The organism is Leucobacter chironomi DSM 19883 (assembly GCF_000421845.1).
GTDB classification, from domain to species: domain Bacteria; phylum Actinomycetota; class Actinomycetes; order Actinomycetales; family Microbacteriaceae; genus Leucobacter; species Leucobacter chironomi.
Genome location: NZ_ATXU01000005.1, coordinates 18,821 through 45,468 on the forward strand (window position 1 = coordinate 18,821; position 26,648 = coordinate 45,468).

The 26,648-nt window shown below is 71.7% G+C and carries 26 protein-coding genes and 1 pseudogene; 12 read left to right on the forward strand and 15 right to left on the reverse strand.

All coding sequences use genetic code 11. The annotated features are described in order from the left end of the window. Positions 1 to 4 precede the first annotated feature (4 nt). Positions 5 to 1,783, forward strand: a complete 1,779-nt coding sequence (locus H629_RS0106380) for a PspC domain-containing protein (RefSeq protein WP_024356464.1) — start codon at positions 5 to 7, stop codon at positions 1,781 to 1,783. Further along, positions 1,780 to 2,379 carry a hypothetical protein gene (locus H629_RS15480; protein WP_169447471.1) on the forward strand — a complete coding sequence of 200 codons (600 nt, stop codon included), beginning with the start codon at positions 1,780 to 1,782 and terminating at the stop codon, positions 2,377 to 2,379. The genes H629_RS0106380 and H629_RS15480 overlap by 4 nt, the downstream gene beginning before the upstream one ends. 72 nt (positions 2,380 to 2,451) lie before the next feature. Here H629_RS15480 and H629_RS0106390 read toward each other — a convergent pair whose 3' ends face one another. Beyond that, positions 2,452 to 3,990 carry a sensor histidine kinase gene (locus tag H629_RS0106390; RefSeq protein WP_024356465.1) on the reverse strand — a complete coding sequence of 513 codons (1,539 nt, stop codon included), beginning with the start codon at positions 3,988 to 3,990 and terminating at the stop codon, positions 2,452 to 2,454. Positions 3,991 to 4,299: 309 nt separating this feature from the next. Here H629_RS0106390 and H629_RS0106395 point away from each other — a divergent pair, with 309 nt between their 5' ends. Then, positions 4,300 to 4,839 (forward strand): Rv3235 family protein, encoded by a 540-nt coding sequence (locus H629_RS0106395; protein ID WP_024356466.1) that lies wholly within the window; start codon positions 4,300 to 4,302, stop codon positions 4,837 to 4,839. Between the two features lie 132 nt (positions 4,840 to 4,971). On the opposite strand, the gene rlmB is transcribed toward H629_RS0106395, so the two are convergent. The 3 genes from rlmB to phoU form a co-directional block, all read right to left on the reverse strand. After that, positions 4,972 to 5,961, reverse strand: a complete 990-nt coding sequence (gene rlmB, locus H629_RS0106400; protein WP_024356467.1) for a 23S rRNA (guanosine(2251)-2'-O)-methyltransferase RlmB — start codon at positions 5,959 to 5,961, stop codon at positions 4,972 to 4,974. Beyond that, a complete protein-coding gene (cysS, locus tag H629_RS0106405; protein WP_024356468.1) occupies positions 5,958 to 7,466 on the reverse strand; it encodes a cysteine--tRNA ligase in 1,509 nt (502 codons plus the stop codon). Before cysS ends, rlmB begins: the two co-directional genes overlap by 4 nt. An 87-nt stretch (positions 7,467 to 7,553) precedes the next feature. Continuing rightward, the gene (gene phoU, locus H629_RS0106410; protein ID WP_024356469.1) at positions 7,554 to 8,195 is read right to left on the reverse strand and encodes a phosphate signaling complex protein PhoU; all 642 of its coding nucleotides are present in this window, start codon (positions 8,193 to 8,195) and stop codon (positions 7,554 to 7,556) included. A gap of 138 nt (positions 8,196 to 8,333) precedes the next feature. Here phoU and H629_RS0106415 point away from each other — a divergent pair, with 138 nt between their 5' ends. After that, on the forward strand, positions 8,334 to 9,548 hold the full coding sequence (locus tag H629_RS0106415; protein WP_024356470.1) for a sensor histidine kinase: 1,215 nt from the start codon (positions 8,334 to 8,336) through the stop codon (positions 9,546 to 9,548). 22 nt (positions 9,549 to 9,570) lie between these two features. Next, entirely contained in the window at positions 9,571 to 10,266 is a 696-nt protein-coding gene (locus tag H629_RS0106420) for a response regulator transcription factor (protein ID WP_024356471.1), read from the forward strand. 262 nt (positions 10,267 to 10,528) lie between these two features. On the opposite strand, the gene H629_RS0106425 is transcribed toward H629_RS0106420, so the two are convergent. Beyond that, a complete protein-coding gene (locus H629_RS0106425; protein WP_024356472.1) occupies positions 10,529 to 11,110 on the reverse strand; it encodes a hypothetical protein in 582 nt (193 codons plus the stop codon). A gap of 163 nt (positions 11,111 to 11,273) precedes the next feature. On the opposite strand from H629_RS0106425, the gene H629_RS0106430 reads away from it, so the two are divergent. Continuing rightward, positions 11,274 to 11,759 (forward strand): CarD family transcriptional regulator, encoded by a 486-nt coding sequence (locus H629_RS0106430; RefSeq protein ID WP_017883579.1) that lies wholly within the window; start codon positions 11,274 to 11,276, stop codon positions 11,757 to 11,759. A 200-nt stretch (positions 11,760 to 11,959) separates the two neighbouring features. Continuing rightward, positions 11,960 to 13,236: pseudogene (gene ispD, locus H629_RS15730) on the forward strand (2-C-methyl-D-erythritol 4-phosphate cytidylyltransferase). A 107-nt stretch (positions 13,237 to 13,343) separates the two neighbouring features. Here the strand turns inward: ispD and purM are convergent. Then, positions 13,344 to 14,453 carry a phosphoribosylformylglycinamidine cyclo-ligase gene (gene purM / locus H629_RS0106445; RefSeq protein WP_024356475.1) on the reverse strand — a complete coding sequence of 370 codons (1,110 nt, stop codon included), beginning with the start codon at positions 14,451 to 14,453 and terminating at the stop codon, positions 13,344 to 13,346. 123 nt (positions 14,454 to 14,576) lie between these two features. Here purM and purF point away from each other — a divergent pair, with 123 nt between their 5' ends. Further along, entirely contained in the window at positions 14,577 to 16,037 is a 1,461-nt protein-coding gene (purF, locus tag H629_RS0106450) for an amidophosphoribosyltransferase (RefSeq protein WP_024356476.1), read from the forward strand. Positions 16,038 to 16,115: 78 nt separating this feature from the next. On the opposite strand, the gene H629_RS0106455 is transcribed toward purF, so the two are convergent. From H629_RS0106455 to H629_RS0106470, 4 genes are all read right to left on the reverse strand, one after another. Beyond that, positions 16,116 to 16,388, reverse strand: coding sequence for a twin-arginine translocase TatA/TatE family subunit (locus tag H629_RS0106455; protein WP_024356477.1), 273 nt, complete (start codon positions 16,386 to 16,388; stop codon positions 16,116 to 16,118). A gap of 32 nt (positions 16,389 to 16,420) precedes the next feature. Further along, complete coding sequence (tatA, locus tag H629_RS0106460; protein WP_024356478.1) at positions 16,421 to 16,687, reverse strand: twin-arginine translocase TatA/TatE family subunit; 267 nt, start codon at positions 16,685 to 16,687, stop codon at positions 16,421 to 16,423. 32 nt (positions 16,688 to 16,719) lie between these two features. Next, positions 16,720 to 17,115 carry a hypothetical protein gene (locus H629_RS0106465; protein ID WP_024356479.1) on the reverse strand — a complete coding sequence of 132 codons (396 nt, stop codon included), beginning with the start codon at positions 17,113 to 17,115 and terminating at the stop codon, positions 16,720 to 16,722. Positions 17,116 to 17,237: 122 nt separating this feature from the next. Continuing rightward, the gene (locus H629_RS0106470) at positions 17,238 to 17,591 is read right to left on the reverse strand and encodes a sterol carrier family protein (RefSeq protein WP_024356480.1); all 354 of its coding nucleotides are present in this window, start codon (positions 17,589 to 17,591) and stop codon (positions 17,238 to 17,240) included. A gap of 42 nt (positions 17,592 to 17,633) precedes the next feature. Here H629_RS0106470 and purD point away from each other — a divergent pair, with 42 nt between their 5' ends. Further along, a complete protein-coding gene (gene purD, locus H629_RS0106475) occupies positions 17,634 to 18,896 on the forward strand; it encodes a phosphoribosylamine--glycine ligase (protein WP_024356481.1) in 1,263 nt (420 codons plus the stop codon). Positions 18,897 to 18,974: 78 nt separating this feature from the next. Here the strand turns inward: purD and H629_RS0106480 are convergent, their stop codons facing one another. Next, positions 18,975 to 20,003 carry an SRPBCC family protein gene (locus H629_RS0106480; RefSeq protein ID WP_024356482.1) on the reverse strand — a complete coding sequence of 343 codons (1,029 nt, stop codon included), beginning with the start codon at positions 20,001 to 20,003 and terminating at the stop codon, positions 18,975 to 18,977. 147 nt (positions 20,004 to 20,150) lie between these two features. Between H629_RS0106480 and H629_RS0106485 the strand changes: the two genes are divergently transcribed. The 3 genes from H629_RS0106485 (at position 20,151) to purQ (ending at position 22,144) form a co-directional block, all read left to right on the forward strand. Then, the gene (locus H629_RS0106485) at positions 20,151 to 21,080 is read left to right on the forward strand and encodes a phosphoribosylaminoimidazolesuccinocarboxamide synthase (RefSeq protein WP_029746658.1); all 930 of its coding nucleotides are present in this window, start codon (positions 20,151 to 20,153) and stop codon (positions 21,078 to 21,080) included. Between the two features lie 102 nt (positions 21,081 to 21,182). Next, entirely contained in the window at positions 21,183 to 21,440 is a 258-nt protein-coding gene (gene purS, locus H629_RS0106490) for a phosphoribosylformylglycinamidine synthase subunit PurS (protein WP_024356484.1), read from the forward strand. Continuing rightward, a complete protein-coding gene (gene purQ, locus H629_RS0106495) occupies positions 21,440 to 22,144 on the forward strand; it encodes a phosphoribosylformylglycinamidine synthase subunit PurQ (protein WP_024356485.1) in 705 nt (234 codons plus the stop codon). Before purS ends, purQ begins: the two co-directional genes overlap by 1 nt. 159 nt (positions 22,145 to 22,303) lie before the next feature. On the opposite strand, the gene H629_RS0106500 is transcribed toward purQ, so the two are convergent. Genes H629_RS0106500 through hemC form a run of 4 tightly spaced genes read right to left on the reverse strand, consistent with a single transcriptional unit; the run spans position 22,304 to position 26,623 of the window. Next, positions 22,304 to 23,656, reverse strand: a complete 1,353-nt coding sequence (locus tag H629_RS0106500; RefSeq protein ID WP_076623944.1) for a glutamate-1-semialdehyde 2,1-aminomutase — start codon at positions 23,654 to 23,656, stop codon at positions 22,304 to 22,306. Beyond that, entirely contained in the window at positions 23,644 to 24,633 is a 990-nt protein-coding gene (hemB, locus tag H629_RS0106505) for a porphobilinogen synthase (protein WP_024356487.1), read from the reverse strand. The genes H629_RS0106500 and hemB overlap by 13 nt, the downstream gene beginning before the upstream one ends. Continuing rightward, complete coding sequence (locus tag H629_RS0106510; protein WP_024356488.1) at positions 24,630 to 25,493, reverse strand: uroporphyrinogen-III synthase; 864 nt, start codon at positions 25,491 to 25,493, stop codon at positions 24,630 to 24,632. The genes hemB and H629_RS0106510 overlap by 4 nt, the downstream gene beginning before the upstream one ends. Next, the gene (gene hemC, locus H629_RS15560) at positions 25,490 to 26,623 is read right to left on the reverse strand and encodes a hydroxymethylbilane synthase (RefSeq protein ID WP_051137834.1); all 1,134 of its coding nucleotides are present in this window, start codon (positions 26,621 to 26,623) and stop codon (positions 25,490 to 25,492) included. Before hemC ends, H629_RS0106510 begins: the two co-directional genes overlap by 4 nt. Between the last annotated feature and the right edge of the window lie 25 nt (positions 26,624 to 26,648).

Here is a 26,648-nt window from a genome sequence, read left to right on the forward strand (position 1 = left end):
AAACATGAACGAATCACCAGCTTCCGAACGCCCCGAGGGCGCCCCCGCCGGGCACGGCTTCTTCGCCTGGCTCCGCGGCCTCGACATCGTGCGCGGCTCCGACCGCTGGCTCGCCGGCGTAGCCGGGGGCATCGCGGCGAAAACCGGGATCGACCCGATCATCGTGCGCGGCATCTTCATCGTGCTGGCGCTGCTCGGCGGACCCGGCGTGCTCCTGTACCTGGCCGGCTGGCTGCTGCTGCCCGACAGCAGCGACCGCATCCATCTCGAGGACATCATCCGGGGGCGAGCATCGGCCGGGGTGCTGACCGCGGCGATCATCATCGCCGCGCTAGTCGTCATCCCGGCAACCTTCGGAATCGCGCTCACGGGCGCGCCGCTGCTCGGCTTCCCCGGATTCTGGGGCTGGGATCTCTGGAGCGCGATCAACGTGCCCGGTTGGATCCCGCGCACCGCCGCCTGGTTGTTCTGGATCGCGATCATCGTGTTCGGCCTGCTGTGGCTGCGCAAGGCCATGCTGAACCGGGGGCGCCGCCAGAGCGAGCAGCAGGGTGCATCCGCCGCCGATACCGCAGCCGCAGCCGGCAGCCCGACGGCTGCATCGCACCCCGCTCCGCCGACCGTTCCGACCTTCGCTGCCACGGTCGACGGGTCGGGCACCGAGCCGCTCGCACCCCCGATCTCCGATCAGGCCGCTTCGGCGCAGAGCAGCCGCTCATTCGCCGAGCGCACGGACGACTTCGCGAAGCGCACCGCGGATGGAGCCGCGGCGTGGGGCGAGCGCGTCGGCGAGCAGGCCACCCGCTGGGGCGATGAAGTCGGCCGCCAGGCCGACGAGTGGAGCGCGCGCTACGCGCAGCACCACGATGCGCACCGCATGGGCGCCGCGCAGGCGGTGCTCACCCTCGCGCTCGCACTGCTGGCCGCCGGGGGCGCCGCCCTCTGGGTGATGGGCCTCGACGCGCCGCCGCAGGTGAGCAGCGTCGCTCCCGCTCCCCTGCTCGCGGCCATCATCGCCGCGCTCGCCGTGCTCGCCGTCTCACTCATCGTGGCGGGGGTACGCGGCCGGCACACGGGCTGGGTCGGCTTCCTCGCGGCCTGCGGCGTGTTCGCCCTGCTCATCACCGTGGTGCTGCCCTGGGGCACCCGTTTCCACCCCTTCGGCACCGTGCACGTCGACGGGCTGAGCCCAGCGGGCACCGTCGTCCTGGCTGGCAATGTCAACGTCGATCTGCGCGACCTGGACGATCTCCCCGACGAGCCCCGCGACATCGAGATCTGGCAGCTCGCGGGCAACACCACGGTCCAGCTGCCCGAGCATCGTGCCACGGCCGTGCGGGTGCGGGTGCTCGCCGGCAACGTGAAGGAAGAGGCCACCGAGCGCGAGGGGTCGCGGGTCTCCGGCCCGTTCCTGTCGCACGACACCGGCAACGTCGCGATCAGCAGCCGCGAGGCCTTCGCCGACGAGTCGATCGCGCACGTCACTGTATACCTGGTGGCAGGCAATGTGCGTATCGAGGGCAGCGGATCCTCAGCCGACCGGCTCAAACGGCAGAGCGGCGAAACCGAGCGGGATCGCCTCGCTGAGGAGAGCGGGCGCGACATCGCCGAGCAGCAGGCGGCCGACCGCGAGCGCCTCGCCGACGCACGGCAAGAACTCGAACGGATCGACTGGCAGTTGCAGGAGCCGGGCCTCACAGCCTCAGACCGGCGAGATCTCGAGCGGCAGCGCGAAGATCTGCTCGACACCGTGAACGACCTCGAACAGGAGATGGCGCGATGAACACGAACCACCACGACTCCGATCCCACCGGTCCGGTGAACCCTGCGGACCCCGCAGGCTCTGCAGGCCCCGCAGGCCCCACCGGCCCGGCATCCCCCACCGGCCCCACGGGTGCCGTCGACCCCGCCGGCCCAGCGAATCCCCTAGGCTCCGCAGACCCGCAGGCGGGCGCTGCCACCGCGGCGAACACCGCGCACTCGTCGAACACCGCAGCCCCAGCTGCCGCAGCTCCAGGTGCCGCAGCCCCGGCTGCCGCAGCCCCCGGTGCCACCGCCCCAGCTGCCACCACCCCAGGTGCCACCGCCCCCGGCGCCACAGCCCCGGGCCCCGCCGCCCCGGGCCCCGCCGCCCCCGGTCCCGCCCAACCGGGCGCCGCGACCCCCTCGAAGTCGGCCCAACCGCCGACCCGGGTCGGGCCGCGCACGGGTCCGATCGTCTGGGGCGCGCTGATCCTCGCATTCTGCGGGTATGCCGTGCAGCGGGCATTCGGCACCGGCGGCCTCGACACCGCCTGGTGGATCACGTCGACGGTGATCGGTCTCGGAGTGCTGCTGCTCGTGGTGGGCGGCGCGATCCTGCTGCGAGGCAGACGCTGATCGCCGCGGTGGGGCGGCGACGACCGCCGCATCCCACCGCGGTGCGCGCCGGCAACGGCGCCCGCGTCGCGCCTAGGTGCGGATCCGGGGAATCTCGCGGGTGGGCGTCGGAATGCGCGGGATCTCCCGCGTCTGCGCCGAGATCCAGTGCAGCGGCACCTGCACCGCCACGCGCGTGCCGCCCCCAGTATCCGGACCCCAGACGATGCTGCCGCCCAGCTCGCCCTCGACCAGAGTGCGCACGATCTGAGTGCCGAGACCGTCGCCGACGGTGCCGCCGGGCAAGCCCGTACCCGTGTCGATGACCTCGACCGAGAGCCTGTCGTCGTTGCGGTCGGCCCGGATGAGCACCTCGCCCTCGCGGCCGGCCAGGCCGTGCTCGACGGCGTTCGTCACGATCTCGGTGAGCGCCAGGGCGAGTGGAGTGGCGTACTCCGAGGGGAGTTCGCCGAACTCCCCCTCCTTGCGCAGGTGGACGGTCGTGTTGTGCAGGCTCGCGACCTCGGCCGCGAGCCCCAGCACGCGGTCGAACACCACGTTGAAGTCGACGATCTGCGAGAGCCCCGTCGAGAGGGTGTCGTGCACCACGGCGATCGCGGCGACTCGGCGCATCGCCTGACCGAGCACTTGTTTGGCCTCCTCGCTGCGCGCCCGGCGCGCCTGCACCCGCAGCAGCGAGGCCACGGTCTGCAGGTTGTTCTTCACCCGGTGGTGGATCTCGCGGATCGTGGCGTCCTTGGTGATCAGTTCCTGCGCCTGCTGCCGCAGTTCGGTGACGTCGCGGGTGAGCACGATGCCGCCGACGCGCGAGCCGTCGCGGATCACGGGGATCGACCTGAGGTTCACGGTGCGCCCGCGCGCGGTGATCTCGCCGCGCTTCGCAACCTTGCCCTGCGCGATGAGCGGCAGCGACTCGTTGGTGTCGAACTGCCCCTTGACGATCTCGGCGATCACCTCCGAGAAGTTCTCGCCCTCGAGCTCATCGCGGTATCCGAGCCTGTTGAAGATGGTCTGCGTGTTGGGGCTCGCGAAGGTCGCCATCCCCTCGAGGTCGATGCGCACCAAGCCGTCCGAGGCGCGGGGCGCGCCGTGCTGGCGCCCCGCGGAGGTGCCGGGGGACGGGAAGAGGCCGTGCTGGATCATCGCGAACATGTCGTCCGAGACCTCGCGGAAGGCGGCACCGATCCGCGAGGCCTTCTGGGTGTCGGCGACGCTCGTGTGCACGGTCGCAACCGCGAACGGCCCCTCCTCCTCGTTCTCGGTGCGGCGACTCACCGAGTAGGCGGAGAGCCGCATCGGGTTCTCCTCGTACCAGGCGGGAGAGGTCGAGATGACCGGCTCCCCGGTGCCCATCGCCTCGTCGACGAGTTCGCGCCAGTCCGGCCGCAGGAACTCGCCGATCACGTCGCGGTAGAACAGCGTGACCGAACCGGCTGGGCGGCTGTGCGCCACGGCGAGGTAGTCCCCGTTCTCCGTCGGCACCCACAGCACGACGTCGCTGAGGGCGAGGTCGGCGAGCAGCTGCCAGTCGAGGGCGAGCAGCTCGAGCCACTCGATCTCCTCTTCGTTCAGGGTCGAGTACTTCGTCGCGAGATCACGCAGAGTTGCCACCCCCTCAGCCTAGGGCACCCCGACCCCGGGATGACCGGGATTCTCATCCGGTCAGGCCCATGCGCCGCACCGCGCCGCTCGACTTCACACCAAGATCCAACCCATCACCGGCAAATCGGCGATTCCACATTAAAACACAGAAAAAACACAGCTTTTTCGACCAGTTTCCAAACGCACTTGACCGCCTCCACCGAGCATTCTCTAGCATGGACCTTCCACTGACTCCGCGACAGCTGCCGCGGATGTCACGACGATGCACTGTCGCATCATCGCCCGGCGCCCTCATCGCCGGGCCGAAAGGAGACCATCATGCCCCCTTCCGCCGTTCGCAGGCCCGCCCGCAACGCCCTGATGCGCCCGGCCCCTCCGCCCGGATCCGAACGGGGTGCCGCCCCGGCGCCCACTCCCGCAGCTCCGGAGCGCAGCGCCCCCGCCCGCCATCTGCACGCGGTTCCCGCGCTTGCGGCATCCGCTCACCGGGCATCCGCGGAACCGGGTTCGGACGAGGCGATCCCCGCACCGTCCGCGCAGCTGATCCAGAAGCTCGCGCTCTACGCCTTCGAGGCGCTGGAGGGCACCCGCGCGATCGCGCAACTCGGCGGCTGGGTCACCTCGGAGGTCGTGCAGAATCTGCGCGAGCGCCGCGCGGCCCGCACCGAACGGCGCACCGTCTACCGCGACGAGCGCCGCATCGTCGCAACTCCAGGCCGCGCCCACATCGGGCGCCCGCTCCCCCACGTCGTCGAGGCGACCGTGGTGCTCTACGCCCAACCGCGCTCCTGCGCCGTCGCACTGCGCTTCGAGCACGTCGCCGGGCGCTGGCGCGCCACAGATCTCACAGTGCTGTGAGGCGGCTCCGTCGACGCTCGGGCACGGAGCACGCTCAGGCAACGGAGCACGCGCGGGCAACGGAGCACGCGCGGCAGCTGTGCGGACGCGCCGGCCCCGAACCCGGGTGCCTGCCCGGCCCGCACGGCTGGACTACTCCGCGCGGAGCTTCGCCACCTCGTAGAGGGCCACGCTCGCCGCGATGCCGGCGTTCAGCGACTCGGTCGCCGAGGAGATCGGGATCGACACGACGGCGTCGCAGTGCTCGGTGACGAGCCGCGACAGCCCCTTGCCTTCGCTGCCGATCACGAGCACGAGCGGGCGATCCGCGAGTTCGAGTCCCGGCAGCGACACGTCGCCGCCGCCGTCGAGCCCGAGCACGAAGACGCCCTGCTTCTTGAACTCCTTGAGGGTCTGCGTGAGGTTCGACGCCATCGCCACGGGGACGCGCGCGGCGGCGCCGGCCGAGGTCTTCCAGGCTGCCGAGTTGAGGCCGGCCGAGCGGCGCTGCGGCACGACGACGCCCTGCCCGCCGAAGGCGGCGGTCGAGCGGATGATCGCTCCCAGGTTGCGGGGATCGGTGACGCCGTCGAGCGCGACGATCAGCGGCACCTCGTTGCGGCCGATGATCTCGTCGAGCATCTCCAGGGGGTGCGCGTACTCCATCGGGGGCACCTTGAGCACCACGCCCTGGTGCACCGTGTCGCGCTCGGTCATGCGATCCATCTCGGGGCGCATCACCTCGAGCACCGGCAGGTTGCGGTTCGTCGCGAGGCGCAGGATCTCGCGCGTGCGGTCGTCCATCTCGATGCGGGCGGCGATGTACAGCGTGGTGGCGGGGATGCGGGTGCGCAGGGCTTCGAGCACGGCGTTGCGGCCGGTCACGAGTTCGGACTCGTCCTTCTTCGCCCCGCCGCGACCGCGCTCGGGAGCGCGTCCGGCGCCTCCCGCGTGCCGCTGCTTCGCCGCTTCGTAGCGCTCGCGCGACTTCTTGGCCTTGTACGCGGCGTGATACTCGCGGTCTTCGGCGCGCGGCGTGGGGCCCCGGCCTTCGAGCGCTTGACGCCCCTGCCCGCCCGAGCCGACGGCCTTGCCGAGACCCTTCTTGCGAACGGCGCCGGTACGGCTCTTCTTATTACTCATGACAGGCTCCAGCGGGTTCCGTTCGGTGTGTCTTCCAGCGCGATGCCGACTACCAGCAGGCGGTCGCGGATCGCGTCGCTCAATGCGAAGTCTTTGTTCTTGCGGGCCTCGGCGCGCTCATCCGAGAGCTGCTGCACGAGCGCGTCGAGGGCGGCTGCGGCCGCATCATCGGCGGCGGATCCGCCGGCGGCTGCCTCCCACGACTGCGCGCGCGGGTCGAGGCCGAGCACGTCGAGCATGGCGACGACCTCGGCTTCCCGTACCCGCACCTCGACGGCGTCATCGGCATCGATCGCCGCGTTGCCGGCGCGCACGGCGCCGTGCAGCACCGCGAGCGCCTGCGGAATCGCGAAGTCGTCATACATGGCCGCGTCGAACTCGGCGGGACGGCCCAGGTGCTCCAGGGCTTCGAAACGTGCCGGCAGCAGGCCTCCGCTCGCTCCCGTGTCGAACTCCATCATCTGGTGCCGGGCGCTCTCGGACTCGCCGTACTTCTCCGCGCGCTCCAGGAAGCCCTCGATCCGCGAGAACGCGGCCTCCGCCTCGACCAGCGAGTGCTCCGAGAACTCGAGCACCGAGCGGTAATGGGCGGATCCGAGGAAGTAGCGCAGCACGATGGGACGCGCCGCCGAGAGCAGATCCGCCGCGAACAGCGAGTTGCCGAGCGACTTCGACATCTTCTGGCCGCCCGTGTTCACCAGGCCGTTGTGAATCCAGTGGCGCGCGAACGGGTGACCGGCCGCCTGCGACTGCGCCAGCTCGTTCTCGTGGTGCGGGAAGCGCAGGTCGAGCCCGCCGCCGTGAATGTCGAACTCCTCGCCGAGGTAGCGCGTCGCCATCGCCGAGCACTCGATGTGCCAGCCGGGCCGGCCGCGCCCCCACGGCGACTCCCACGACGCCGAGACTGGCTCGTGCTCGCGGTGCGCCTTCCACAGAGCGAAGTCTTGCGGGTTGCGCTTGCCGCCCGCGTTCGCCGAATCGGCGGCGTCCTCCATCTGGTCGCGGCTCTGGCGCGTCAGCGTGCCGTACTCCGGCCAGCTGGCCGTGTCGAAGTAGACGCTGCCCGAACCGTCGGTCGCCGCGTAGGCGTGGCCGCGCTCGACGAGCCGTTCGATGAGCGCCACCATCTCGGCGACGTTCGCGGTCGCCCGCGGCTCGTACGTGGGCGGCAGCACGCCGATCGCGTCATACGCGGCGGTGAACTCCCGCTCCACCCGGTAGGCGAGCGCCCACCACTGCTCGCTCGAGCCGGTCTGCTGCGCCGCCCGGGCGTGGTCGAGGATCTTGTCGTCGATGTCGGTGACGTTGCGGATCAGCGTGACGTCGTGCCCGCTCGCCGTGAACCAACGCCGCATCTGGTCGTAGACGAGCGCACTGCGCAGGTGCCCGATGTGGGGGGCCGACTGCACGGTCGGGCCGCAGACGTAGAGGCCGATCCGGCCCGCTTCGCGGGGCTCGAGATCGACGACCTGCTGCGCGCGCGAGTCGTAGATGCGTTGTTTCACCCTCTAAGCCTACCTGCGGCCGGCCGCGCGGCAGACGCGAGCGCGGCAGACGCGCGATCGATTCCGACGCGCGCCCCTCGACCGCGTTCAGTCGAGCGTGCCGCTCAGGAAGAACTGCACCTGCTTCGCGATGCTCACCGCGTGGTCGCCGAAGCGCTCGTGGTAGCGGCTCGCGAGCGTCGCATCGACGGCCCCCATCGGGTTGTCGGCGAGCTTGTCGCTGAGCACCTTCTCGAACACCTTGGCGTGCAGCTCGTCGAGATCGTCGTCGAGGTCGCGCACCTCCTCGATGACCCGCGGATCCAGCGCGCCGAGCAGCTCGACGATCTTGCTCGCCATCTCGACGTCGAGCGCCCCCATGCGGACGAAGATCTTTTTGAGGCCCTTCGGGATCGCGCTCTCGGGGTAACGGTAGCGCGCGAGCTGCGCGATGTGCTGCGCGAGGTCGCCCATGCGCTCCAGCGAGGCGCTCATGCGCAGGGCGCCGACCATGAGCCGCAGGTCGGAGGCGACCGGCTGCTGGCGGGCCAGGATGTCGATCGTGAGCTGATCGAGCTGCGCCGCGAGCACATCGATCTCCTCGGCGCCGTCGAGCACCTGCTCCGCGAGCGCGACGTCGGAGTTGCCGAAGGCTGCGGTGGCGTTCTCGATCGCCGCCTCTACGAGCTCGGCGATCTTGACCAGTCGCTCCTGCACCTCGCGCAGTTCCTGCTGAAAGACCTCACGCATGCCGTTTCCTCTCTAAATCCTGCGCCCAACGGGCACCCTCACCAGTCTGGGCCGGGCCGGTGAACCGCGGCGCACGGGCAGGTGAACAACAGTTGAACTCTGGATCTCCCGCCGGGGGCCACCTCTACGATAAAAGACATGGACCCCTCCCTGCTCGTTCTCGCCTCGACGGCGCTGGGGGCGGTGGCCGGCGCGGGCGTCGCCGTCGCCATCCTGGGCATGCGCCGAGCGGGCCGTCGCCGAGCGGCGGAGCTGCGCCCCGAGCTCGAAGAGGTCGCCACCACGATCCTTGACGAGATCGACATGTTCGCGGTGGTGCTCGATTCCTCGCTCACCCCTGTATACGCGAACCCGATCGCGCGCCAGGAGCGCCACATCAGCGACGACGACATCCGCGATCCCGACTTCCTGCTGCGGGTGCGGCGCGTGATGACCACCGGCGTCCCCGACACGCACGAACCGGATCCGACGGACCCCTCCGACACGGTCCGCATCCACATCGTGCGCATCCAGCGACGCTTCGCCGTGATCCTCGCCGAGGACCTCGGCGAGGAACAGCGCGTGAACGCGATGCGACGCGACTTCATCGCGAACGTGAGCCACGAGTTGAAGACCCCCATCGCCGCGATCGGGCTGCTCTCCGAGGCCGTGCAGCAGGCCGCCGACGAGCCCGCGGTGGTGCTCGACTTCGCGAAGAGCCTCGTGAAGGAGTCGCGCCGGCTGGGCGAGCTGAGCCGCGACATCATCCAGCTCTCCGAGGCGCAGTCCGCGCTGCGGCCCGAGGACCGCGAATCGGTGTCGCTGCGCAACCTCGTGCGCAGCGAGGTGGAGTCGCACCGGGAGTTCGCGGTGCAGCACGGCATCGAGCTGGTCGTCACCGACGAGTCGGATCAGGACCGCGATGCGGTGATCCTCGGCCGCCCCGCTTCGCTCGGCGCGGCCGTCGCGAACCTGCTGAGCAACGCGATCCGGCACTCCCCCGACGGGGGCCGGGTGGGTGTCGGCATGACGATCCGCCGCCGCAGCTTCATCGTGACCGTCACCGACCAGGGCGCGGGCATCGCCCCGGAGCACCAGTCCCGCATCTTCGAGCGCTTCTACCGCGTCGACGGCGCCCGCACCCGCGGCGACGGCGGCACCGGCCTCGGCCTCAGCATCGCCCGCCACACCATGCGCGCGCACGGTGGCGACGTCGACGTGTGGTCGCAGCCGGGCGTCGGCTCGAGCTTCACGCTCGCGTTCCCGCTCCACGACCCCGAGGGCTCGGCGAAGAGCTCGAAGCGCGCGAAGAAGGCGCGACGCTCGACGCGCGGATCCGCCGAGACCGCACCCGCCCCCGAACCGGCCCCGTAAGCCCGCACGAAAGGACCCCGCAGTGGCCCAGCACATCCTGCTCGTCGAGGACGAGGAGTCGATCTCCCGCCCGCTCGCCTTCCTGTTGGAGCGGGAGGGCTACCGGGTGACGGTGGTGGACGACGGCGCCGAGGCGGTCACCGTGTTCGGCAGCTCGCGCCCCGACCTCGTGCTGCTCGACCTCATGCTGCCCGGCCTGCCCGGTACGGAGGTCTGCCGCGCGATCCGCCTCACCTCCCGCGTGCCCGTCATCATGCTCACCGCGAAGGACAGCGAGATCGACATCGTCGTGGGCCTCGAACTCGGTGCCGACGACTACATCACGAAGCCCTACTCCACCCGCGAGCTGCTCGCCCGCGTTCGGGCGGCGCTGCGCCGTTCGGGCGCCGGCGAGGAGGATCGCGAGGAGGAGCTCGACGAGATGGTGCTCGACGAGCTCGGGATCCGCCTCGACTCGGAGCGCCACGCGGTGACCGTGCGCGGCGAGGAGATCGCGATGCCGCTGCGCGAGTTCGAGCTGCTGGAGATGCTGATGCGCCACTCGGGGCGGGTGCTGACGCGCGGTCAGCTGATCGACCGGGTCTGGGGCAGCAACTACTACGGCGACACCAAGACCCTCGACGTGCACATCAAGCGGATCCGGGCGCGCATCGAGGAGGAGCCCTCCAAACCGACCCTCATCTCGACCGTGCGCGGAGTGGGCTACCGCTTCGGCTGATCGCCCCGCCCTACCCCCGCCCTCCCCCACCCTGCCCCTCCCTCCCTCACCCTGCCCCCACCCTGGTGGCGCAGTTCAGGCAGTGGATCGCAGTTCAGACGGAGAAATTCGGCGAGAACGTCCGCTTGAGCTGCGATCCACTGCCTGAACTGCGCAGGCCTCCGGGGGCAGAGCCGGGGGAAAGTCGCTGATACCGCACGCAGAACGCCCCCGGATCTGCCAGAGGCGGATCCGGGGGCGTTCTGCGTGAGGACGAAGTGCGCTACTGGGGCTGATCCTCGTCGTTCTCGGCGATGTGCGACTCTGCCGCCTCCTGCTGCTTGGCGGTCGACTGCTCGGCCTGCTCGCTGGCGCGGCTGAAGTCGGCGGGCAGCACGTAGTCGCGGTACTCGGCCAGCGTGCCGTCGAGCACGGGGACCTTGTACTCGACCTCGGGGCTGCCGGCGGCCTGGAAGTAGGCGGTGACCGTGGCGCCGGCGGCGAGGCCGGGCAGCGACACGAGCACCGGGGTCTGCTCACCGTCGGGGTTGCCGAAGCGGGTGTTGCCGGTGGGGATGTCGAACTCGGCGCTGGCGGAGGACGAGCCCGCGCCCACGAAGTTGATGGTGAGCTGCTGCGTGCTGCCGCTACGGTTGACCGCGCTGAACACCACGTTGAAGTTCTCGCCGGTCTCGTCGGCGACGAGCATGATGTTGCGCACGTCGACGTTCTTGGTGGAGATGTCGCGGCCGTCGCTGGGAGCGTAGGGCTCGAGGGTGCCCTGGGGTGCGATCAGGCTGCATCCCGTCGCGCCGAGCGCGAGCGCCGCCGCGAGAGCGATGGACGAGGCGATCCGAATCTTCAAGAGGTCCTCCGAGCGGTGGTTCGATGACATGCGTCGCATACGCGATCACAGTTTGAACTCATCATACCGGTCCCCGTTTGCCGGACGCAGCTTAGGTAAGCCTAACCCAGAGGTGACGAGTGTGGTATTCTAGTACCCGAACTGCTGTAAAGGAGCCAACTCGATGCAATTTGAGGTCGGAGAGACCGTCGTCTTCCCCCACCACGGTGCCGCCAGGATCATCGATGTCAAGAAGCGCAAACTCGGCGGTGAAGAGAAGCTCTTTCTGAAGCTGCAGGTGGATCAAGGCGATCTCACCATCGAGGTCCCGGCCGAGAACTGCGAACTCGTCGGCGTGCGCGATGTCATCGACAAGGAAGGCCTCGAGCGCGTGTTCGAGGTGCTGCGCGCCCCCTTCACCGAAGAGCCGACCAACTGGTCGCGCCGCTACAAGGCGAACACCGAGAAGCTCGCCTCGGGCGATGTGATCAAGGTGTCCGAGGTCGTGCGCGATCTGTGGCGCCGCGACCAGGAGGTGCGCTCGCTCTCCGCCGGCGAGAAGCGCATGCTCGCGAAGGCTCGCCAGATCCTCGTATCCGAGCTCGCGCTCGCCGAGAAGACCGATGAGGAGAAGGCCTCCGAGGTGCTTGATCAGGTGCTCGCCTCCTGATCCGCACGCCTCGGGATCCCGGATCCCCCACGCGAAACGCCCCGCCCCGAGCGGGGCGTTTCGCGTTTCCGGGGCTCCCGGCCGGGCTCCGCTCCACCGCGCTCGAAGCGCGCGCCGCGTCTCGCGCACCGGACTCCCGGGGGCGCGCAGCAGGCGTCCGGGCCCGCGCGGTGTCCGTGCCGGGCGGGTACGCTGGGGCTATGAGCCCCCTCGCGAACGACGTGCCCGGATCGACTCCGCACGAGCTGCCGGCCCTGGGCGTCGTGCTCGTCGCTGCGGGGCGCGGCGAACGACTCGGCGCAGGGGCCCCCAAGGCCTTCGTCGAGCTCCGCGGGCGGGCGCTGCTCGAGTTCGGGATCGGCGTCGTCACCTCCCTGCCCCACCCCGGGCATCTCGTGGTGGTCGCCCCCGAGTCGCACGCGGCGCATGCCCTCGAGATCGTCGAGCAGGTGCTGCCCGAGGGATCCTCCTGGGACGTCTCGGTGGTGCCCGGCGGTCGCGAGCGCCACGAGTCGGTGCGGTTCGGACTCGACGCGCTGCCCGAGAGCGTCGAGGCGGTGCTCGTGCACGACGCCGCCCGCCCCTTCGCGAGCGCCGCACTGTTCGAGCGGGTGATCGCCGAGGTGCGGCGCACCGGTGACGCGGTGGTGCCGGCGCTGCCGGTGGTCGACACGCTCAAACGCGTCGACGCCGCGGGGGTCGTGCACGAGACGGTGGACCGCGCGCCCCTCGTGGCCGTGCAGACCCCTCAGGGCTTCGTGCGCGAGACCCTCGCAGCCGCGCACGCCACCGCGCAGTTGCAGCACGAGGGCGGCCTCCCCACCGACGACGCCGAGGTCGTGCAGCGCGCCGGGGCACTGGTGCGGACCGTGCCTGGCGAGCAGCGCGCCCACAAGCTGACCACGCCGGCCGACCTGGCGATCCTCGAGCATTTCCTCACCGCCAACCTGCTCGGTCTGGAGGCTGAGGCGTGAGCGCCCCCGCGGAAGCCGCGCACCCCGCCGTTCCGCAGATCCGGGTGGGCACCGGCTTCGACGTGCACGCCTACGACGCGGGATCGCCCCTGCGCCTGGCCGGCCTCGACTGGCCGGGCGAGACCGGCCTGTCGGGTCACAGCGACGGCGACGCCGTCTGCCACGCCGTGGTCGACGCGCTGCTCTCGGCGGCGGGCCTCGGCGACATCGGCGGTCTCGTGGGAGTCGATCAGCCCGAGACCGAGGGCGCGGCGAGCACCGGATTCGTGCGTCTGGCGCTCGCACGCTTGAACGCGCACGGCTGGCGGCCGGTCAACGTGTCGGTGCAGATCGTGGGCAACCGGCCGAAGTTCTCACCGCGCCGCGACGAGGCGCAGCGGATCATGAGCGACCTCGTCGGTGCTCCGGTGAGCCTCGGTGCCACCACCACCGACCACCTCGGCTTCACCGGCCGCGGCGAAGGCCTCGCGGCGATCGCGACCGCCCTCATCGCGCGAGCCTGACCGGCTGGGCCGATCCGTCCGGAAGGCTGGGCCGGTGCGGCCGGAAGCCTGTGGCGGTGCGGCCGCCCCCGACCAGCCCGGCCGCCCAGGCCGGCGCGCCGCGGCGCTCAGCCCGCGTAGCCGCCCACGAGGCGCACCGCGCCCCCGTCGACGCCCTTCGCGCCCTGCTCGAAGCCGGCGAAGTCGCGCGCCGACGTCGAGACCGTGCCCGCGACCCAGGTGTCGAGTCCCTCCGCGGTGAGCGCCGCAGCGACCTGCGGGGCGCGATCCGCGGCCACCACCGCGAACATGCCGATGCCGAGGTTCCAGGCGCCCTCGAGCGATTCGAGCGTGTGACCGCCCAGCTCAGCGAGGTGGCGGAAGACGGGCAGCGGCGACCACGAGGCGCGATCCACCTCGACCCACGCACCCTGCGGCAGAACGCGCGCCAGGTTCGCCGCGATACCGCCGCCGGTGACGTGGCTCAGCACGTGGATCGCGCCGTCGAGCGAGGGGTCGTCGAGCACGCGCAGCAGCGGAGCCGTGTACAGCGCGGTGGGCGTGAGCAGGGCCTCGCCGTAGCTCGCCCCCAGATCGTCGCTGCGGTCGCCGTAGCCGATGCCGCGCTCCGAGAGGATGTGCCGCACGAGCGAGAAGCCGTTGGAGTGCAGCCCCGATGCCGCCATCGCGAGCACCACGTCGCCGTGCTGCACGAGCGCCGGCTGCAGCATGCGGTCGGCCTCGACCACGCCCGTCGCCGCACCCGCCACGTCGTAGTCGTCGGGGCCGAGGAGACCCGGGTGCTCCGCGGTCTCGCCGCCGACGAGGGCCGTGCCGGTGGCCTCGCAGGCCTCGGCGATGCCGCGCACGATGTCGGCGATGCGCTGCGGCACCACCTTGCCGCAGGCGATGTAGTCGGTCATGAAGAGCGGCTTCGCGCCGACCACCACGATGTCGTCGACGACCATCGCGACGAGATCCTGGCCGATCGTGTCGTGCTTGTCGATGGCCTGCGCGATGGCCACCTTCGTGCCGACGCCGTCGGTCGACGAGGCGAGCAGCGGCCGCTTGTAGCCGAGCAGGGCGCTCGCGTCGAACATGCCGGCGAAACCGCCGACGCCGCCCAGCACCTCGGGGCCGTGCGTGCGGCCCACCGCGGACTTCATCAGTTCGACGGCGAGGTCGCCCGCCGCGGTATCGACTCCGGACTGGGCATAGATCGACGCGTTTTCGCTCACCCCACCAGCGTACCGTGCCCCGCGGCGGCATCGGCGAGGGCCTCGCGCACACAGCGGCATGTGGGACACTAGACCCTGCGTCTGTCTGACGTCCCATCGCATCCCAGGGAGCATCACACCAGCATGTGCGGCATCGTCGGTATCGTCTCGCAAGAACCGGTCAACCAGCAGGTCTACGACAGCCTCCTGCTCCTGCAGCACCGCGGCCAGGACTCGACGGGCATCGCCACGCTCGACGGCGACTTCTTCCACGCGGTGAAGGCGAAGGGGCAGGTGCGCGAGGCCTACCGCACGCGCGACATGCGCACGCTGAAGGGCAACATCGGCCTGGGGCACGTGCGCTACGCCACCCGGGGCTCGGCAGCGGCAGAAGAGGAGGCGCAGCCCTTCTACGTGGGCGCCCCGTACGGCATCATCCTGGTGCACAACGGCAACCTCACGAACACCCGTGAACTCACCGCCGAGCTCTACAACGTCGACCGCCGCCACCTCAACACGCACTCCGACACCGAGCTGCTGCTCAACGTGCTCGCGAACGAGCTGCAGGCCGGCATCGCGGGCCTCTCGCTCGACGCGGATCAAGTCTTCGAGGCCGTCTCCCGCGTGTACCAGCGCGTGGAGGGCTCCTACGCCACCATCGCGCTCATCGCGGGCTACGGCCTGCTGGCCTTCCGCGACCCGAACGGCATCCGTCCGCTCGTGCTCGGCCGCCGCACCGCCGCCTCCGGGGCGGACGAGTGGGTCGTCGCCTCCGAGTCGCTGGTGCTCGAGTCGGGCGGCTACGAGGTCGTGCGCGACGTCGAGCCGGGCGAGGCGATCCTCATCTCCCCCGACGGCACGATGGAGTCGCGCCAGTGCGCGGCGCAGACCCGCCTCGTGCCCTGCGCCTTCGAGTACATCTACCTCGCCCGGCCCGACTCGGTGCTCGACGGCATCGCGGTGTACGACGCGCGACTGCGTCTCGGCGACGTGCTCGCCGAGGAGATCGCCGAGCAGCTGCCCGACGTCGACATCGACGTGGTCATGCCGATCCCCGATTCCGCGCGCCCCAGCGCCATGCAGGTCGCGCAGAAGCTCGGCATCGAGTACCGCGAGGGCTTCTTCAAGAACCGCTACGTCGGCCGCACCTTCATCATGCCCGGCCAGGCCGTGCGCAAGAAGAGCGTGCGCCAGAAGCTCAACGCGATGAGCATCGAGTTCAAGGGCAAGAACGTGCTCATCGTCGACGACTCGATCGTGCGCGGCACCACCTCGCGCGAGATCGTCGAGATGGCCCGCGCCGCCGGCGCGAAGTCGGTCATCTTCGCCTCGGCTGCTCCCCCCGTGGTGTTCCCGCACGTCTACGGCATCAACATGCCCTCGCGCGGCGAGCTGATCGCGCACGGCCGCAGCTCCGAGGAGATCGCAGCCGAGCTGGGCGCCGACCACCTCATCTACATGAGCGTCGAGGGCATGAACCGCGCCATCATGCAGGGCCAGGATCGCGTGACCGAGCTCGAGCAGAGCTGCTTCACCGGCGAGTACATCGCGGGCAACGTCGACGCCGAGTATCTTGCCTGGGTCGAGGCGACGCAGGAGAGCTGAGGGCCGGCACCCCGAACGACGACAGCGGGGGCCGCGCTCAGTGAGCGCGGCCCCCGCTGCGGTGTTTCGGAGTGACGGTTACGGCTTGTCGCCAGGAGCGCCGTCGCCGGTCTCCCGCGACTCGGGACGCGCGGTGTCGGTGCGCCCGGCCTCGCTGCTCGGCGCCTCAGGGGCGACGTCGCTGCGCTTGGCCGTGCCGGCTTCGGCATCGTCGTTGCGCACTTCCTTCTTGAGGATGCGCATCGACTGGCCCAGGCTCTTCGCCAGCCCCGGCAGCTTCGGCGCACCGAAGAGCAGCAGCACGATGAAGAGGATGACCACCAGGGTGGGGCCGTTGAGGTTGCCGAGCATGCTGGAGGACTCCGATCGTCAGGGTCAGATCATTATGGCAGGTCGGGGCGCTGAGGCGCCGCTTCCTGCGCTGCGGCCGGAGCAGCGGTCGCGACCTGAGCCGCGGGGACGGCGGGCGCCTCCGCAACGGTGTCGGCGCGAGGAGCGGCCTCGACGTCGTCGTTGCGCACTTCCTTCTTGAGGATGCGCATCGACTGGCCCAGGCTCTTCGCCAGCCCCGGCAGCTTCGGCGCACCGAAGAGCAGCAGCACAATGAAGAGGATGACGACGAGGTGCGCTCCACCCAGGTTTCCAAGCATCGGATGAACTCCGTTCGTGAGTGATGGGGCGATTATCGCACGTCGCGCTGAATGGCGACACCGACCCCGCTGCCGCGCTTCGCGAGGAATCCGAGGACGATCGAGAAGAGCCCGGCGATGCCGAGGCCGATGGCGCCGCCGATGATCGCGCTGATGCCGACGGCCTGCCCCATCGTGTACTCGGCGTCTTCGGGAACGGGGAAGAGCAGGCAGGCGAGCATCGCCACGATCGCGCCGAGCACGGCGCCGCCGATGAGCACACGCCCGTAGCGCACGGTGCGCTGCAGCACCACCTCGTGCTCCGTCTCCTCGATCACGGGAACGTGCGGTTCGAGGGCGTCTTCGACGGGGGCCGGTGCGGCCTCTGCGGTTTCGGGTTCGACGGCGGCGCGCTGCGGCTGCTCGCCCGCGGCATCGGGAGTGCTCATGCCTCTATTGTCGCAGCCTGCGTCTGTGCGTCGGCTCCGACGCCGGTGCGAGACCGCCGTGCGCGGGCGGCCGGGTTCGCCGGTCGCGCGGGCCGGTCACGCGAGCGCATCGCGCGGGCCGGTCACGCGAGCGGGAGCAGCCCGTGAAGGTCGGCTCGGGATCCCGAGGCCACGACCCGCGCGGCGCCGAGAGCGGTCTCCCAGTCGAGCTCGCCCGTCGCGAGGGCGATCCAGGTCGCCGGATCGGTCTCGATGACATTGGGCGGGGTGCCCCTCGTGTGGCGGGGACCGGCGACGCACTGCGTGGCACCGAACGGCGGCACCCTCACCTCGACCGAGTTGCCCGGCGCCCGCTCGGCGAGCTCCTCGAGCAGGTAGCGCACCGCGGTCGCGAGCACGGTGCGGGCGTCGGCTCCGGCCCGCACTGCGGCGAGCGCGGCCCGCCCGTCCTCGATCGACACCTTCCGCTTCGCCACGCGTCCCACTGTACCGGCGCACCACCCCACTATCCTGGAACGGTGAAGATTCTCGTCCTGGGCCCGGGTGCCCGCGAACACGCCATCGTCCTCGCTCTCCGCTCGGAGTCACCCGATCACGAGATCGTCTGCGCTCCCGGCAACGCCGGGATCTCTGCGAGCGGGGTCGAGACCCCCGAGCTGGCCTACACCGATCCCGAGGCCGTCGCGGCGTTCGTGCGCGAGCGCGGCTTCGATCTGGTCGTGGTCGGGCCCGAGGCCCCGCTGGTGGCGGGGGTCGCGGATCCGCTGCGCGCCGCGGGCGTGCCGGTGTTCGGGCCCGACCGGGCCGCCGCCCAGCTGGAGGGGTCGAAGGCGTTCGCCAAGCGCGTCATGGATGCCGCCGAGGTTCCCACCGGGCGAGCGACCCGGGTCGCCTCGGTGGAGGAGGCCGGCGCGGTGCTCGACGAGTTCGGGGCTCCGTACGTCGTGAAGGCTGACGGCCTCGCCGCGGGCAAGGGCGTGCTGGTGACGGAGGATCGGGCGGCGGCGCTCGACCACGTGGCGGCCTGGGCACCCCACGGCGACGTGCTGATCGAGGAGTTCCTCGACGGGCAGGAGGTGTCGCTCTTCTTCTTCGCCGACGGCCACGACGTGCTGCCGCTGACCCCCGCCCAGGATTACAAGCGCATCTTCGACGGCGACGAGGGCCCCAACACGGGCGGTATGGGCGCCTACTCTCCGCTGCCCTGGCTGCCCGGCGGCGTCGACGCCTTCGTCGAGGAGATCACCCGCACGGTGGCGCTGCCGACGGTGCGCCGTCTCGAGGCCGAGGGCACGCCGTTCGTCGGCCTGCTGTACTGCGGCCTCATCGTGACGTCGAAGGGCGTGCGCGTCATCGAGTTCAACGCGCGCTTCGGCGACCCCGAGACCCAGGTGGTGCTGGCCCGCCTCGAGTCGCCGCTCAGCCGCTATCTGCTGGCCGCAGCGCGGGGCCAGCTCGCAGCGCAGCCCGCTCCGGAGTTCTCCGACGAGCCCGCGGTGATCGTGGTCGTCGCGAGCGAGGGCTACCCGGGCGAGGTGGCCACCGGGCGCGGGATCACCGGGATCGAGGACGCCGAGCGGGTGCCGGGCGTGCACGTGGTGCACGCAGCCACCGAACGCGACGCCGAGGGCGGCTGGGTCGCGACGGGCGGTCGGGTGCTGGGCGTCGTCGCCCGCGGCGCAGACTTCGCAGCGGCGCGCGAGCGCGCCTACGAGGCGGTGGGGCGGATCGCGCTCGAGGGCTCGCAGCACCGCACGGACATCGCGGCGCGCGTCGCGTAGCGCAGCGCGCGTGGCGCCCGCATCCCGGTCGAGGGGTGCGGGCGCCGTTCGCGTTCAAGCGCGCGAGGCGCGCGTCGGTCAGAGGCCCCGGATGAGAGCGTCGAAGTCGGGGTCGCCCGTGAGGCTGTCCGCTTCGGGTTCGGCGCGTCGCTTCGACTGCCGCGGCAGATCGGAGGCCCCGGCGGAGGGATCCGGATCCGCCGCCGTTTCAGCGGCCTCGGTCTCAGCCGGGCCCGCCGCGGTCTCAGCCCCCTCAGCCTCGGCGCCAGCGTCAGCCTCGGCCGCGCCGCTCGCGGCGCCGTCTCCTGCGCCGGGCTCGGCCGCGGCATCGGGCTCGATGATCTGCACGGAGGCGGTGCCGAGTTCGAGGTGCTCGCCCAGCTGCGGCTCGGCGTCGAGTTCGAGCGACACCTCCGTCTCGGTCTCGACGACCTCGCCGTCGACCTCCTCGGGTGCGAGCTCGATGGCTCCGAACGGACCGTCGCCGGCGCCCTCGCGCGGCAGCCGTGCGACGGGTACGGTCTCGTCGCTCCCACCCTCGTCGCCGGTGTCGGGGCTCGCGGCATCCGCGATCGCGGCTTCGGCGATGCGGTCCGCGCCGGTGTCCGCCGCGGCCACGCCTTCCGGCTCTGCAGCGGGCGCGGGCGGCGCCTCCGCCGTGATGATGCCCGCGGCGACGCCGGCGTCGATCGCCTGCGACAGCGCGGCGAGCAGCACCTCCCAACCCTGCTGCGAGGCCGCGGCGCGTTCGGCGGGAGCCGGCAGCGCGTCGAAACCGGTCTCGGTGACGGTGACCCCGGTCTCGCCGCCCTGCGTGCGGAGGGTCAGCAGCACAGCCGTGTCGCGGGGATCGCCGGCTTCGCGCCAGGTGAAGCCGACCGCGTGGCCCTCCACCCAGACGTCCACCCGGCCGGCCGCATCGCGGCTGACGGCGTCATCGCCCGAGCCTTCGCTCCAGCGCTCGGCGATCTCTCCGCCGATCCGCGTCTCCAGCTCGAGTTCCGGCCACCACTCGGCGCGTCGTGCGGGGTCGCTCACGTACGACCACACCCCGGCCCGCGCGGCTTTCATGCGGCTCCGAGCCACCACCGGTCCCAGCGGGATCATGTTTCTCCTCAGCGTTGCTCACCGGGTCATCGTCTCCCTCGCGCCCGGCTCCCGGCGAGCCCGCGACACGGAGGTTCCCCTCGATAGGAAGCGTAGCCCTCCCCGCTGACAAGGAGGTCTCATTCGAGTGGCAATTCGCGTGGAAGAATGGAGGTCGTGACCGATTTCGCCTCGCCTCAGCAGCTCGCCGCTTGGACGCACGTCTACTCCGGGAAGGTGCGCGACCTCTACGTCCCCGCCGACGGATCCGACGAGCACCTGCTCGTGGTGGCGAGCAATCGCGTGAGCGCCTTCGATCACGTGCTGGAGCCGCCGATCCCGGGCAAGGGCGCCCTGCTCACCGCGCTGTCGAACTGGTGGTTCGAGCGCATCGACCTCCCTAACCATCTGGCGGGCGCCGGTGCGCCCGCGGTTCCGGACGAGGTCGCGGATCGCGCCGTGGTGACCCGCAAGCTCGAGATGCACCCGATCGAGTGCGTCGTGCGCGGAGCGCTGACGGGATCCGGTTTCGCCGAGTACCAGCGCACGGGAGCCGTCTGCGGCATCGAGCTGCCCGCCGGCATCGAAGACGGCGACCTGCTCGACACCCCCATCTATACCCCCGCGTACAAGGCCCCGCTCGGCGAGCACGACGAGAACATCACCTACGAGCAGAGCGTCGAGCTCGTCGGCGAGGAGGTCGCGTCGGCCCTGCGCGACGCATCGCTGCGCATCTTCACCGCGGCCCGCGACCTGGCCGCCGAGCGCGGCGTCGTACTCGCCGACACCAAGTTCGAGTTCGGCCGCGATCCGCGCGCCGAGGATCCCGCCGAGCTGGTACTCGCCGACGAGGTGCTCACGAGCGATTCGTCGCGATACTGGGACGCCTCCGCGTACTTCGACGAGCACAACCCGCGGGCGGATCGCCTGGCCTCGTTCGACAAGCAGATCGTGCGCGACTGGCTCTCGGCCAACTGGGACCGTCAGGGCGAGCCTCCGGTGTTGCCCGAGGAGATCGTCTCGCGCACCTACGATCGCTACGCCGAGCTCTACGCGCGACTCACCGGCGCACCCGCCGGCACTCCTGACGGCGAGTGATCCCGCGCCCCGTCTTCGCCGTGTCTTCGCCGCGACGAACCCGGCGGCCGCTGCGGGTAGACTGGTGCTCGACTTCTGTGTTCTCGAGTTGGAGGCTCTCTAGTGCCCACGATTGTTGTTGATGTCATGCCGAAGGCCGAACTGCTCGACCCGCAGGGCAAGGCGACCACGGGGGCGCTCGCGCGCCTCGGCCACGGCAAGTTCGAGAACGTGCGCATCGGCAAGCGCTTCGAGTTCACCGTCGAGGGCGAGGTCGACGAGACCGTGCTCGCCGAGGTGCGCCAGCTCGCTGACGAGATCCTCTCGAACTCGGTCATCGAAGACGTGGTCGCGATCAGCGTCGACGGCGAGGCTCGCTGATGTCGACCCGCATCGGCGTCGTCACCTTCCCCGGCTCCCTCGACGACCGCGACGCGCAGCGCGCGATCCGCCTCGTGGGCGCCGAGCCGGTGGAGCTCTGGCACGCGGATCACGATCTGCAGGGCGTCGACGCGATCGTGCTGCCCGGCGGCTTCAGCTATGGCGACTACCTGCGTCCGGGCGCCATCGCGGCGGTCTCGCCGATCATGACCGAGATCGTGGAGGCCGCCCGCAAGGGCATGCCCGTGCTCGGCATCTGCAACGGCTTCCAGGTGCTGGTCGAGTCGCACCTGCTGCCCGGCGGGCTGATCCGCAACGCGCACCAGCAGTTCATCCGCCGCGATCAGCGTCTCGTGGTCGAGAACGCCGACACCGCGTGGACCAACCGCTTCGAGCAGGGCGAGGAGATCGTGATCCCGCTCAAGAACGGCGACGGCGGCTTCATCGCCGACGACGAGACGCTGAAGCGCCTCGAGGGCGAGGGGCTCATCGCCTTCCGCTACGCGGGCGTCAACCCCAACGGCTCCCTGGCCGACATCGCGGGCCTCACCAACGAGCGCGGCAACGTGGTCGGCCTCATGCCGCACCCCGAGCACGCGGTCGAGCCGGGCTTCGGCCCGGACATGCCCGACGCCATGCGCTCCGGCATCGACGGCCTGCGCTTCTTCGAGAGCGCCGTGGCGGCTCTCGCTGCGCGGGTCTGACGGCCGTCTCAACGGCGAGGGGCGGGGATCGAGCGATCCCCGCCCCTCGTCGTTTTCAAGCGCGACCTCTCGATATGGGATCTGCCGAAGATCCGGCGGATCCGGGCCTGAATCCCATATCTCCGGCAGATCCCATATCCACGGCGGGGCCCGTTCGGGTCAGGCCACAGGAGCTGCGGGGCCGACCTCGGCCGCAGCCCGCGCGGCCGCCGGCAGCGCCTCGACCACGCGGGAGATCGCGGCGTCGTCGTGGGCGGCCGTGACGAACCACGCCTCGAATGCGCTGGGCGGCAGGTTGACGCCGCCCTCGAGCATGGCGTGGAAGAACGCCCGGTGCCGCTGCGTCTCCTGCCGCTGCACGGCCGCATAGTCGATCGGCGCCTCGGGGAACTCGCCGAAGAGCACGCTGAAGAGGGTGCCCGCCCGCTGCACGCGGTGCTGCACCCCGGCCGCGTCGAGCGCGCGGCTCACCTCGCCGGAGATCGCGTCGGCGGCCCGCCCGAGCGCCGCGTAGGCGGGCACGTCGGCGTGGCGCAGCGTGGTAAGCCCCGCGGTGACGGCGAGCGGATTGCCCGACAGCGTGCCGGCCTGATAGACCGGCCCGAGCGGCGCGAGCATCTCCATGATCTCCGCACGCCCGCCGAGCGCCGCGAGCGGCAGCCCGCCGCCCACCACCTTGCCGAAGGTGAAGAGATCCGGTGCGAGCGCCGACGGCACCCGGGCCTGCTCGATCCCCCAGTAGCCCGAGGGGCCCGCGCGGAAGCCGGTGAGCACCTCGTCGAGGATCACCAGCGAGCCGTGCCCGTGCGCGAGTCCGATCATGAACTCGGTGAACCCCGGCTCGGGTGGCAGCACCCCCATGTTCGCGGCCGCCGCCTCCGCGATCACCGCGGCGATGCGGTCGCCGTGCTCGGCGAACGCCGCTGCCAGGGCAGCCGGATCGTTGTAGGGCAGCACGAGCGTCTGCGCCGCGGTCTCGGCGGTCACCCCCGCCGAACCCGGCATCGCGAGCGTAGCCAGACCGGATCCGGCCTCGGCGAGCAGTCCGTCCGAGTGACCGTGGTAGTGGCCGGCGAACTTCACGATGAGCGGGCGGCCGGTGGCCCCGCGCGCGAGCCGGATGGCGGTCATGGTCGCCTCGGTGCCGGTGGAGACGAGGCGCAGGCGCTCGATGCCGGGCACCCGGGAGATGATCTCCTCGGCGAGCTCGGCCTCCTCGGGAACCGAGGCGCCGAAGCCGAGCCCCCGCGCCGCCGCGGTCTGCACCGCGTCGATCACCGCGGGGTGGGCGTGCCCCAGGACGGCGGGCCCCCACGAGGCGACGAGGTCGACGTACTCGGTGCCGTCGACGTCGGTGACGTACGGGCCGCTCCCCGAGACCAGGAAGCGAGGGGTGCCCCCGACCGAGCCGAAGGCCCGCACCGGGGAGTTCACGCCACCGGGGATCACGCGCGCCGCCCGCTCGGCGAGCCGGGCGTTCAAGGTCGTCGATCCGCCGCTCATCGCACCCATCCCGCGAGCTCGACGGCGAAGTAGCTGAGGATGGCATCGGCCCCCGCGCGCTTGATGCCGAGCACGGACTCCTCGACGGTGCGCCGCCTGTCGATCCACCCGTTCGCGGCCGCCGCCTCGATCATCGCCGCCTCGCCCGACACCTGGTAGGCCCAGACGGGCACAGGGCTCACGGCCGCGACGTCCGAGAGCACGTCGAGGTAGCTCATCGCCGGCTTCACCATGACGATGTCGGCGCCCTCGGCGATGTCCAGCTCCGCCTCGCGCAGACCCTCGCGACGGTTCGCGGGATCCTGCTGGTAGCTGCGCCGGTCGCCGGTGCTCGAAGGGTCGGCACCGAGCTGCGAGTCGACGGCCTCGCGGAAGGGGCCGTAGAACGCGGAGGCGTACTTCGCGGAGTACCCGAGGATCGCGGTGGCCTGGTGCCCCGCCGCGTCGAGCGCGTCGCGCACGGCGGCGACCTGGCCGTCCATCATGCCCGAGAGCCCGAGCACGGCCGATCCGGCCTCGGCCTGCGCGAGCGCCATCGCGCGATACCTGTCCAGCGTGGTGTCGTTGTCGACCTCGCCGCGAGCGTCGAGCACCCCGCAGTGACCGTGGTCGGTGAACTCGTCGAGGCAGAGATCGGTCTGCACGACGAGCGCGTCGCCGACCTCCTCGGCGACGGCGCGCGTCGCGACGTTGAGGATGCCCCGGGGGTCGTCGGCGGCGCTGCCACGGGCGTCGCGCACAGCGGGCACGCCGAACAGCATGATGCCGCCGACGCCGGCCTCGGCCGCCTCGGCCGCGGCTCGGCGCAGGGAGTCGAGGGTGTGCTGCAGCACTCCCGGCATCGCGGAGATCGCGCGGGGCTCGTCGATCCCCTCGCGCACGAAGGCGGGGAGGATGAGCTCGGCCGGGTGCAGCCGGGTCTCGGCGGCGAGCCGGCGCATCGCGGGGGTGCTGCGCAGGCGGCGCGGGCGGACGGTGGGGATCATGCGGATCTTCCTTCCGGGTGGTGCGAGGTTTCGGGATGGTCTGCGGTGGGGCGGCCAGCAGCCGCGCCGGAGAGGATCGCGGCGAGGGTGTCGAGCAGCCCGTCCGAGGTGTGTCGGGTCGCGACGGCGTCGGCGCGGAGTCCGTGGGCTGCGAGCGCCTGCGCCGTCGGACCGCCGATCGCGACGAGCCGGGTGCTCTCGGGGAGGGGGTCGAAGCGGCGGGCGGTCTCGGCGGCGCCGGATCCGCTCATCACGAGGATCGCGTCGACGGCCCCGCCCCGCACCTCGGCTTCGAAGCGCGGATCCCGCGGGGTGGGCAGCGTGCGGTAGGCGGTGACGCGGTGCGGCGCGTGACCGGCCGCGGCGAGCGCGTGCTCGAGCTCGGCTCCCGCGATCTCGGAGAGCGGCAGCAGCACGCGCCGGGCCTCCTCGGGCCGGTCCACCCGGTCGAGCACCGCGAGCAGCGCATCGGCGAGGCCGACGGCCGAGAAGTCGCGCTCGGGTTGCACGTCGACGGCGAAGCCGTGCTCGCGCAGTGGTTCGGCGGTGGCGGGGCCGACCGCTGCGACGCTCCCCGCGCCGGGGCGGGCGCCGGCCGCGACGACGGCGTGCGCCCCGTTCGCACTCGTGACGACGAGCCAGTCGTAGTCGCCCCGGTTCCAGCTCTCGACCGCTGCGGCGAGCGCGGCAGGGTGCTGCGGCGGCGCGGTCGTCGTGAGCGGCGCGATAACGGGGAGGCCGCCGCGCGCGCGGATCTCGGCCGCGAGCCGTTCGCCGGCGGCGCCGCCGCGCGGCACGAGGATGCGGCACCCCGTGAGATCCGGCGCGCCGGGTCCACGGCCGGTGGGGAGGGAGGTCACCGGGAGCCTCCGCGGTTAGTGGTTTCGGGCCTGGTGGTCGCGGGGCTGGTGGTCTCGGGATCCGCCCCTCCGAGCGGGGCGATCCTCGCGGCGCCCATCTCGAAGAGGCGCCTCGCGACGGTCTCGCCGAGGCGCTGCGGGGTCTCCAGCACAGCGGCAGCAGCACCGTTACCAGCAGCGGCAGCAGCACCGGCACCGGCAGCACCGGCAGCAGCAGCGGCCCAGGGCAGCGTCTCTTCGGCGACGAGCCGCTGGGTGCCGTCGAGGCTCGAGACCTCGGCGCGCAGCACGAGGCGCGCACCGACGACCTGCGCGGTGGCGCCGACGGGTGCCGCGCAGCCCGCTTCGAGCGTCGCCAGCACGGCGCGCTCGGCGAGCGCGCTCGCGCGCGACTCGGCGTCGTCGAGGGCAGCGAGCGCGGCCGCGTAGGGGGCGCGGGAGGCATCCTCGCTGCGCACCTCGATCGCCAGGGCGCCCTGCCCCGGGGCGGCCGGGGCCTCGTCGAGCGGGAAGCGCTCGGTGATGGCGGCCTCGCGCCCCAGCCGGTCGAGCCCGGCGCAGGCCAGCACGACCGCGTCGAGGTCGGCGCCCACCCGGCCGAGCCGGGTGTCGACGTTGCCGCGCAGGTCGACGACGTCGAGATCGGATCGCCGGGCGAGCAGCTGCGCGGCGCGGCGCGGCGAACCGGTGCCGACGCGGGCGCCCTCGGGCAGTTCGGCGAGGGTCAGCCCGTCGCGGGCGCACAGCGCGTCGCGCGCGTCGGCGCGCACGGGGATGGCGCCGATCTCGATGCCGGGGCAGGCTCCGGTGGGAAGGTCTTTCAGCGAGTGCACGGCGAGATCGCACGCCCCGTCGAGCAGTGCGTCGCGCAGCGCGCTCACGAAGACTCCGGTGCCCCCGAGCTGCGCCAGGGGGGCCTGGGAGACGTCGCCGCGGGTGGTGACGATCACGAGCACGGCTTCGAGCCCGGTGGCGATCGAGACCTCCTCGGCGACGGTCGTGGACTGGGCGACGGCGAGGGCGCTGCCGCGCGTACCGATGCGGATCAGCCCGGGGGCGGCCTCGACAGGCACGTCGGAGCGACGCACGCGCGGCGCGCGGGGGCTGGTGGCGGGTGTGCGATCGGTCATCGCGGGCCTCCTTCGGAGTGCGGGA